General features: G+C 64.4%; 5 protein-coding genes and 1 pseudogene. 4 read left to right on the top strand and 2 right to left on the bottom strand.

Going from position 1 to position 4,343, the window contains the following annotated elements:
* Nucleotides 1-246 (bottom strand): annotated as a pseudogene (gene pcaA / locus A5760_RS20885) (cyclopropane mycolic acid synthase PcaA); the annotation flags it as partial.
* 186 nt (nucleotides 247-432) lie between these two features.
* Nucleotides 433-1,119: a TetR/AcrR family transcriptional regulator gene (locus tag A5760_RS20880; protein ID WP_082279549.1), complete on the bottom strand. Its 687-nt coding sequence runs from the start codon at nucleotides 1,117-1,119 to the stop codon at nucleotides 433-435.
* A gap of 168 nt (nucleotides 1,120-1,287) precedes the next feature.
* Between A5760_RS20880 and A5760_RS20875 the strand changes: the two genes are divergently transcribed.
* The 4 genes from A5760_RS20875 to A5760_RS20860 all read left to right on the top strand — a co-directional run.
* A complete protein-coding gene (locus tag A5760_RS20875; RefSeq protein WP_155764403.1) occupies nucleotides 1,288-2,670 on the top strand; it encodes a DUF445 domain-containing protein in 1,383 nt (460 codons plus the stop codon).
* A 93-nt stretch (nucleotides 2,671-2,763) separates the two neighbouring features.
* Nucleotides 2,764-3,180, top strand: coding sequence for a helix-turn-helix domain-containing protein (locus A5760_RS20870; protein ID WP_064884298.1), 417 nt, complete (start codon nucleotides 2,764-2,766; stop codon nucleotides 3,178-3,180).
* A 276-nt stretch (nucleotides 3,181-3,456) separates the two neighbouring features.
* The gene (hbhA, locus tag A5760_RS20865; protein WP_064884304.1) at nucleotides 3,457-4,062 is read left to right on the top strand and encodes a heparin-binding hemagglutinin HbhA; all 606 of its coding nucleotides are present in this window, start codon (nucleotides 3,457-3,459) and stop codon (nucleotides 4,060-4,062) included.
* Nucleotides 4,063-4,149: 87 nt separating this feature from the next.
* Nucleotides 4,150-4,343 (top strand): DUF2516 family protein (locus A5760_RS20860; protein ID WP_196772155.1); only part of this gene is annotated, 194 nt, incomplete at its 3' end.

The raw sequence follows: 4,343 nt of genomic DNA, 5'->3' as shown, positions 1-4,343 counted from the left end.
GGCGCGCCGCAGGGTGGCTCCCCAGCCACAACCGATGTCCAGCAGCGTCATCCCGGGCTCGAGCTTCAGCTTTCCCAGCGCCAGATCGATCTTGGCCATCTGCGCCTGCTCGAGGGTCATGTCGTCACGCTCGAAGTAGGCGCAGCTGTAGGTCTGAGTGGGATCCAGGAACAGCCGGAAGAAGTCGTCAGACAAGTCGTAATGGGCTTGCACATTTCCGAAATGCGGCGTGAGCTGCACAGACATTCGACACGAGCCTTTCTGTATGCGGGGGATAGGGGTAAACGGCCGAACGGCAACCCCGCTATATCCCCCGATACCCCTCTGCATGCTAGTCGCTGTCACGGGGCAAGTCGTCCTCCCGAGGCGCGTCCCACCCTCACACGGACCGGGCGTAATCCGCAAAACCGGCCGCAGTGGGACGAGCCCTGTTTAGGGTCCGAACTCGTCCTGACGCTCGCGGGGCGGCACGATCGGTGGAGGGTGAGGCTCCCCGCGGAATTTCTCCAGCGACCCGCCGACTTCGACGATCCCCTTGAGGGCATTCCAGCTCAGCATGGTCAGGTAGTCGATCAATTCATCGCGACTCATTCGCGGGTACGACATCCAGGAGTGGGTGGCCAGCTGGACGCCGCCGACGATCAAATACGCCCACGGTTCCGCGCCACCGGTGTCCATTCCGGCGTGTTGCATGCGTCGGCGCATCAACACCGCGAGCATGCGCGCGATGATCCGCTCGGAGTCGGCGATGACTTTGCTTTTGCTGGCCGAGCTGTTGGACATCACGAACCGGTATGGCTCGGGCTCGTTCGCGACGGTCTCGACGTACACGCGGATGACCTCGCGGGTCAGGTCGAAGCCGTCGAGGTTAGAGGTAAGCGCCCCAGCCATATTGGGAATCAAGGTGGTTTGAGTGAACCGCATCATCACGGCCGTCGTCAGGTCGTTCTTGTCGACGAAATAGCGGTAGAGCACCGTCTTGGAGACCCCGATCTCGGCGGCGATCTCGTCCATGCTCAGCGCGCCGCCCAATCGGCGAATCGCGTCGATCGTGCCGTCGACCAACTCGTTTCGCCGCTCCACTTTGTGTTGATGCCAGCGCCGCTTGCGCCCATCCATTTTGACGCTCACAGACGTGATTTGCTCTGTCACAGTCGCCGATTTCCCATTCCCTAGACGCCCTTGATCTTACGGCGTGAGGGGGTCGGTTTCTTGTCCTGGCCGGGCGTGGGTGAGACGTCGCGAACAGTGTCGTCACACTAATTCGCGGGAAAGATAGATGATGGAGTGGTGGCACATCGAGCCTCGGTGAGAGGCGAAGCGTCGGGCCCGCCGGGGGCGAGGCCCGATTCGGCGACTCCGGCCACCGAGGCCCGGCCTGTTCGCGCGTCTTTTGCCGAATCCTTCGCCGGCGCCGATCCCGAGGCCGATGCGCAACGCCGGGCGGGGTTGCGCCGGATGAAGATGGTGGCACTGAGTTTTCTGATCGGTGCCACCGGCGTGTTCCTCGCCTGCCGATGGGCCCAGGCGCATACCGGCCTGGGGGCCTGGGTGGGGTATGTCGGCGCGGCCGCCGAGGCCGGGATGGTCGGCGCCCTGGCGGACTGGTTCGCCGTGACTGCGCTCTTCAGGCACCCGTTGGGCATCCCCATCCCGCACACCGCGATCATCAAGCGCAAGAAAGACCAGTTGGGCGAGGGCCTGGGCACATTCGTCCGGGAGAACTTCCTGTCGCCGGAGGTCGTCGAAACCAAGCTGCGCGACGCCCAGGTGTCCGGCCGGCTCGGCAAGTGGCTGTCCGAGACGGTCCACGCCGAACGGGTGGCTACCGAGACGGCCACGGTGCTGCGGGTGCTGGTCGAACTCTTGCGCGACGAGGACGTCCAGCAGGTGATCGACCGGATGATCGTGCGTCGGATCGCGGAACCGCAGTGGGGCCCGCCGGTCGGGCGGGTGCTGGCCACCCTGCTGGCCGAGCACCGGCAGGAGGCGCTGATCCAACTGCTGGCCGACCGGGCATTTCAGTGGTCGCTGAAGGCCGGCGAGGTCATTCAGCGGGTGGTCGAACGTGACTCACCGACCTGGTCGCCGCGCTTCGTCGACCATCTGGTCGGCGACCGCATCCACCGCGAGCTGATGGACTTTACCGACAAGGTGCGCCGCAATCCGGACCATGAACTGCGCCGGTCGGCCACCCGCTTCCTGTTCGACTTCGCTGACGACCTGCAGCATGACCCGGACACCATCGCGCGCGCCGACGCGATCAAGGAGCAGCTGATGGCGCGCGACGAGATCGCCAACGCCGCGGCGACGGCGTGGAAGACGCTGAAACGACTGGTGCTCGAGGGCGTGGACGATCCGTCCAGCACCCTGCGCACCCGAATCGCCGATGCCGTGGTCAGGATCGGGGAATCGCTGCGCGACGACGCCGACCTGCGGGACAAGGTCGACAACTGGCTGGTCAGGGCGGCCCAGCACCTGGTCTCGCAATATGGGGTGGAGATCACAGCGATCATCACCGACACGATCGAGCGCTGGGACGCCGAGGAGGCCAGCCGGCGCATCGAGTTGCACGTGGGCCGTGACCTGCAATTTATCCGGATCAACGGGACCGTGGTTGGTTCGCTGGCGGGCCTGGTGATCTACGCTGTCGCGCAGCTGCTGGTCTAGCGCATTTCTAGCAGTGCTAACAAGTGCTTGCAATAGCAAGCACTTGTAGTAGTCTGGGCGCGTCCAGATCAGCCGCCCGACCAGGAGCACGTCATGACGCCCGAGGAGAAGCTCTCCGCCAAGGTGTCCAACGCTGCCTCCGAAGTGGCCTCTGACATCGGCAGTTTCATCCGTAGCCAGCGTGAACTCGCGCAGGTGTCGGTGCGCCAACTCGCCGAAAAGTCCGGGGTAAGCAATCCATATCTGAGCCAGGTGGAGCGTGGATTGCGTAAGCCCTCCGCCGATGTCCTGAACCAGATCGCGAAGGCCCTCCGGGTCTCCGCCGAGGTTCTCTATGTGCGCGCCGGGATTCTCGAACCCAGTGACAAGAGTCAGGTGCGGGACGCCATCGTCACCGACACTGCGATCACCGAGCGCCAAAAGCAAATTCTGCTCGACATCTATTCATCGTTCGCCCAGCAAAACGAATCGATCCAAGAGGAGTGTCCGACCGAATCCGACAGCGAGTGATCGGCCCGTTTTCGCCCGGCACCGTAGCCATCTGTGCTGGGAGTTTGCGCCACAAAGCGGGCTTACCACATCGCGGTAGCGAGTTGGTGATGTATAGACGACCGGCCGTCGTGGTTACCCAACGGGGAGCAGCTACCGGTTCCAGCTGAACCGCTGAACAAACCACCCCGGCACTGGCGGCCCCAGTTGCGAAGGAGACGTTTGCACCTAACTTCTCGACCAGACAGCTAATAACACCGAGTAACACCGATAGCGAAAGCAATGAAAGGAAAGACCATGGCGGAAAACACGAACATCGAAGACTTGCGGGCCCCGCTGCTCGCGGCGCTGGGCGCGGCCGACCTGGCCCTGGCCACCGTCAACGACCTGATCGCCGGCCTGCGGGAGCGCGCCGAAGAGACCCGCGTCGAGACCCGCACCCGGGTCGAGGAGCGCCGCGCTCGCCTGACCAAGCTGCAGGAGGACCTGCCCGAGCAGTTCACCGAGCTGCGCGACAAGTTCACCACCGAAGAGCTGCGCAGGGCGGCCGAGGGCTACCTGGAGGCGGCGACCAGCCGGTACAACGAGCTCGTCGAGCGCGGCGAGGCAGCCCTGCAGCGGCTGCGTAACCAGACCGCGTTCGAGGACGCGTCCGCGCGCGCCGAGGGCTACGTCGACCAGGCCGTCGAGCTGACTCAGGAAGCTCTCGGCACCGTCGCCTCGCAGACCCGCGCGGTCGGCGAGCGCGCCGCCAAGCTGGTCGGCATCGAGCTGCCCGGCAAGACCGAAGCGACCACCAAGAAGGCCCAGAAGGCCGTCGCCAAGAAGGCTCCGGCCAAGAAGGCTCCGGCCAAGAAGGCTCCGGCCAAGAAGGCCGCGGCCAAGAAGGTCACCCAGAAGTAAGCACGACCCAGCACGACGTTCGGCTCCGAGTCGCCTTCGGGTGGCTCGGAGTCGACGTTTTGGAGGGTGCCCGCATACCCTTAAGGCGTGAACCACCTCGTGGGAACTGTCATGCTGGTCTTGCAGATCGCCGTCTTGGTCACGGCCATCTACGCGTTCGTGCATGCCGCGCTGCAACGACCCGACGCCTACACCGCCGCCGAGAAGCTGACCAAGCCGGTGTGGTTGCTGATCCTGGGAGGCGCCGTCGCGCTGACGTCCATCTGTCTCTTATACACATC

Source organism: Mycobacterium colombiense (assembly GCF_001665835.1).
GTDB lineage: Bacteria > Actinomycetota > Actinomycetes > Mycobacteriales > Mycobacteriaceae > Mycobacterium > Mycobacterium colombiense_A.
The sequence above is the reverse complement of the archived record's forward strand: the minus strand, read 5'-3'. Positions and strand labels throughout refer to the sequence as shown.

Excerpts from the sequence above, each read along its gene's own strand:
- hbhA (WP_064884304.1), top strand. The coding sequence starts at position 3,457 with ATGGCGGAAAACACGAACATCGAAGACTTGCGGGCCCCGCTGCTCGCG.
- A5760_RS20880 (WP_082279549.1), bottom strand. The coding sequence starts at position 1,119 with ATGGATGGGCGCAAGCGGCGCTGGCATCAACACAAAGTGGAGCGGCGA.
- A5760_RS20870 (WP_064884298.1), top strand. The coding sequence starts at position 2,764 with ATGACGCCCGAGGAGAAGCTCTCCGCCAAGGTGTCCAACGCTGCCTCC.